Origin of the sequence: Flavobacterium sp. ZT3R18, assembly GCF_007097385.1 — a bacterium.
GTDB lineage: Bacteria > Bacteroidota > Bacteroidia > Flavobacteriales > Flavobacteriaceae > Flavobacterium.
This window is the reverse complement of sequence record NZ_VJZS01000043.1, coordinates 1-4,557: the sequence shown is the minus strand read 5'-3', so window position 1 is coordinate 4,557 and position 4,557 is coordinate 1. Positions and strand designations below refer to the sequence as shown.

Below are 4,557 nucleotides of genomic sequence, written 5' to 3'. Positions count from 1 at the left end.
TATGGCTTCCAAGGGCAGGAGATGGACAACGAAATTAAAGGCGAAGGAAACTCTTTGAATTATACCTTTAGGATGCATGACCCGAGGGTGGGAAGGTTCTTTGCGAGAGATCCTCTTGAAGCTAAATACCCATATTATTCTCCTTATCAGTTTAGTGGGAATAGGGTCATTGATATGGTAGAGTTGGAAGGATTAGAACCTGCTAATACTAAAGTAAATTCAGACTCACAGCCAAAAGGAGATAATTGGGAAAAAACAGATTCGGCAGGAAACTATACAGGAGAAGCTTATCCTGCAACTGAATTAGCAGAAGTTACCGTTAGAGCTACTAAAAATGTAAATGTTGCAACAAAAGCATTGCAAGCAGTAGCTGGTGGAGTCAATGAAGTTATTGGCGGAATGACTGGAGCAAGTAGTATCTCTCCTAAACTTAATGCTGCCTATAATGCGGATTATGCGCCTGCAACTGATGGCAAATCTGTTGCAATAACCTATGGTATTTTAGCTGCGCCTGTAGCTGCGGCTGTAGCTGTAGAAGCTGGTGTAGGTGCAGGAATTGTTGCGTCGTATGAGGCATATTGTAGTTGGTATGCAGGAACTGCTTTGTCAAGTTCTATTTCTTCAGTAGGTTACTTTTCTACATTTAGTGCTGGTTTTGCTTTGAATTCTGGTAGAACTGCTTTGTTTAATGGATTATCAAATGCTACAGGTCAAGTAGCATATAATGGAGGTTTCGATAATTTTAATTATTCGCAACCGTTATTTGCTGCTGCATTTAGTAATCCTTTTGTCTCAAATTTAGGAGAGTCTTATTTCAGTTTAACTAGAGAAAAGGGATTGAAAACTAATAGTCCTTTTAGTAAAAACTTTCTATCAACTTTTGGATCTAATTATCTAGGAGGAAAAATAGGCGCTCAATTTAATGCTACACTTGGTTATAGACCTATGCAAAATGTGTTTGATTTTACAACCGGAGGAGCAGTTGAAACTTTTGAAAATAAAATTGGAGATGATATGGGAACTATTTATGACAAAATAATGGAGTAATAATGGAGAATAAAAACAATAATTTAACCTTTTTCGTGTGTGTACTACTATTTTGTATTGCCTATTTTTTTATTAATAAAAATCTAAATCAAACTGAAGAAGATATCCACAACAATACTGTTTATGGCATCGGGAGAGTATTTTATATAAATAGCAAAAGAAATTTTACAGATGCTAGATATTTTTATTTTTATAAAGGCAATAGATATGAATCAGGAGAATACATAGATGTCCCAGGGAATAAATATTTAAATAAATTTTTTAAAATTGAATTTTCCTCTAAAAATCCTGATCATTGTAATATTTTTTTAGATCAAGAAATTAATGATTCTGTTGAAATTAAGAAAGCTGGATTTTAAAGCTGTCGGTGCACTGGCTGGCGCAAGCAGGAATAAGTTCAACGGCTAGCGCGATGCCTCTGGCTCGTGCACACAAGCCGGGTTAATGAAAACAAAAAAGCAACTCAGTTACGAGTTGCTTTTTTTGTTTTTAGGAAAGTTGCTGTTTCAAATTAGCTTTTAAAATGAAAGCGTCTATTAATTTGGTAACTACGTTTTTATCTTCTTTTTTCATTTGCTCCACAGCTTTAAACTGTTTTAAAAGTAAATTATCGTCAATTGCTTCTTCTGCTTTGTTTTGAATGGTTCCGTTTACAAGATAATCGATAGACGTTCCAAAAACATTAGCTAATTTGCTTAATACATCTGCTGGAGGTTGAACACCTTTTGTTTCATAACGAACTAATTGAGGTACTGAAAGCTCAATTTTTTCTGCTAGTTTAGATTGCGTTAAATTATTAGCTTTTCTTAATGTTTGTATGCGTTCTCCTAAAGTCATAACAATCGTATTAGATATTTATCAACAGTGATAATATCAACAAAGATAAGCTAATACGTTTAAATTGTATCTTATGTGTTTATAACTTTCCTTTCTATACGAATTGCTATGTTATCAATTATGAGTAGTTTTACTCAAATAAGATAAATAAATTATTTTTCAACAATGGAAATCCAGCAAATCAAACAAAATCTAACTCTAGCTACGGTATTGCACTACTACAATTTAAAAGCAGACAAAAACAACCGTTTAAACTGTCCGTTCCACGAAGACAAAACACCGAGTTTGCAAGTGTATTACAAAACGCATACGGCATATTGCTTTAGTTCCAATTGCAAAACCCACGGCAAAAGTTTAGATGTAATTGATTTTGTAATGCATAAAGAGAACTCCACCAAGCACGAAGCTATTCTAAAAGCACAAGAAATTTTAGGTACGAATAATCCAAACAATACAACAAGCTCAAAACCCAATCCATCACGGGAACAATTTTTAAACAACATTTTCCAATACTTCAAAAATGCGGTACATAGTAGCAAACCCACACAAGACTATTTACAAAGCAGAAATCTGGACTTTAAAAAAATAGAAGTCGGTTACAATGCAGGACAGTTCCACCACGGCACACGGAAAACCCAAGAACTCATAGACAATTGTTTGCAGTATGGTTTACTAATTGATAAAGGAAACAAAGGCAGAACAGGAGAACTAGCTTATAATGTTTTTGGTAAATGGAGTATCTGTTTTGCACTAAAAAACAAAGAAAATCAAGTTACTGGATTGTACTTTAGAAGCACGTTAAACGAGAAAGAAAGCAAACATTTTTACTTAAAGAATCGACAAGGTTTATATCCAAACTATCCGAAAAAGGAAACCAAAAAACTGATTTTAACCGAAGCGATTATTGACACAGCGAGTTTGTTGCAAATAGTTGAAATTACAAAAGAATACAGCGTATTAAGTTGTTACGGTACAAATGGACTAACGGAAGAACATTTACAAGCGATAAAAGATTTACAAGAATTAGAAGAAATTATCTTCTTTTTTGATGGAGACAAAGCAGGAAATGAAGCGGTAAAAAAATATTCTAAACAACTGCAAACCATAAATAATAAACTCAAAATAAGCAATATAGAAACTCCAGAGAATGAAGATATAAACTCACTTTTACAAGGACATACTGAAGAAATACTAATCCATCTTTTAGAGCAGAGAACCGAACTAAATTTTTCTTTTTCAATAGAAGACGCAACAACTGAAGTATTAAAAAATCCAATAACCAACAACGGACAATTAACCACTACAATAGATTTTTTAAAACAAAAAAACCTACTTCAAGAACTCAATAAATTAATCGAGAAAAGCGGGATTATTGGAGAAGAAAATTCAAGATTATTACTCTTTATCATTGCTTCGAGTTACAAGACAAAAAGTCCTTTACACGCCATTGTGCAAGGTTCAAGCGGAAGCGGAAAGACACATTTAATCAGTAAAATAGCGGACTTAATACCGCAAGAAGATGTTTTGCGGTTTACAAGAATTACGGAAAGTTCTCTTTACAATTGGGGCGAATTTGACTTGGTAAACAAACTAATAATCATTGAAGATTTAGACGGACTCAAAGAAGAAGCGATGTTTGCAATGCGGGAATTAATCAGTAATCAAAGGTTAAGCAGTTCGGTATCAATCAAAGACAAAAAGGGAAATATAAAGTCAGCAAAAAAGGAAGTTAAAGGTGTGTTTAGTTCATTATCAGCAACCACGAAAGGCGAACTTTATGAGGACAATATGAGCCGTAGTTTTTTACTGGCAGTTGATGAAAGTCAAGCCCAAAGCCAAAGAATAATCCAATATCAAAACCAAAGATATGCGGGGGAAATTGACCAGAAAACACAGGAAAAGGCAAAGAACCAATTACAACAAATCATTAGAGTTTTAAAAGATTACGAAATCATAAATCCGTATGCCACAAAGTTAGAACTACCCGAAGAAGTGCATAAAATCAGACGATTAAATGAAATGTTCCAGTTGATTATTAGGCAAATTACTTATTTGAACCAACACAATAGAGAACTAAAAAACAACAAACTCATAACCCAAATCGAAGATTTAGAACAGGCTACGGAAGTGCTTTTTGAATCTATTATTTTGAAAGTTGATGAACTGGACGGAAGTTTAAGACAGTTTTTTGAACGACTAAAGAAGCATCTAAAAACACAAGATAAAGACTTTACACAAAGAGAAATCCGACAAGCATTTAACATTAGTAAAAGTCAAACACATCGGTATTTACAAAATTTATTGGAGCTAGAATACATAAGACAAATAGGCGGTTATGCCAACAAAGGATTAAAATACAAAGTCGATTACTGGGATGATTATCAAAAGTTGAGAATCAAAATAAAAGATAAATTGCTATTACAAATTGAAACACTAAAAAACAACAAATGAGACACTAGGAAACGCTAATGAAACGCTAGAGGTTAATGATAAAACAGTTAAATCATTGAATTACAGCAAAATGAATAGTTAGCGTCCCACGTTCCAAAAAAGTACAACCTCAATAACATAATAGATATAGAATGTATGACGAAATATATAATTATAGAAAGGAATTAGAAACATTAGGCTACAGCAAATCGATAGTCAACAATTACCCAAAATATGTGAAAT

The 4,557-nt window shown here is 33.4% G+C and carries 3 protein-coding genes and 1 pseudogene; 3 read left to right on the top strand and 1 reads right to left on the bottom strand.

The annotated features are described in order from the left end of the window. Both FNW52_RS20320 and FNW52_RS20315 read left to right on the top strand, forming a co-directional pair. Positions 1-1,047 (top strand): annotated as a pseudogene (locus tag FNW52_RS20320) (hypothetical protein); the annotation flags it as partial. A gap of 2 nt (positions 1,048-1,049) precedes the next feature. Then, positions 1,050-1,406 (top strand): hypothetical protein, encoded by a 357-nt coding sequence (locus FNW52_RS20315; protein WP_143379298.1) that lies wholly within the window; start codon positions 1,050-1,052, stop codon positions 1,404-1,406. A 130-nt stretch (positions 1,407-1,536) separates the two neighbouring features. Here FNW52_RS20315 and FNW52_RS20310 read toward each other — a convergent pair whose 3' ends face one another. After that, complete coding sequence (locus FNW52_RS20310) at positions 1,537-1,884, bottom strand: helix-turn-helix domain-containing protein (RefSeq protein WP_143379297.1); 348 nt, start codon at positions 1,882-1,884, stop codon at positions 1,537-1,539. A gap of 165 nt (positions 1,885-2,049) precedes the next feature. Between FNW52_RS20310 and FNW52_RS20305 the strand changes: the two genes are divergently transcribed. Continuing rightward, positions 2,050-4,335 carry a toprim domain-containing protein gene (locus FNW52_RS20305; protein ID WP_143379296.1) on the top strand — a complete coding sequence of 762 codons (2,286 nt, stop codon included), beginning with the start codon at positions 2,050-2,052 and terminating at the stop codon, positions 4,333-4,335. Positions 4,336-4,557: the final 222 nt, after the last annotated feature.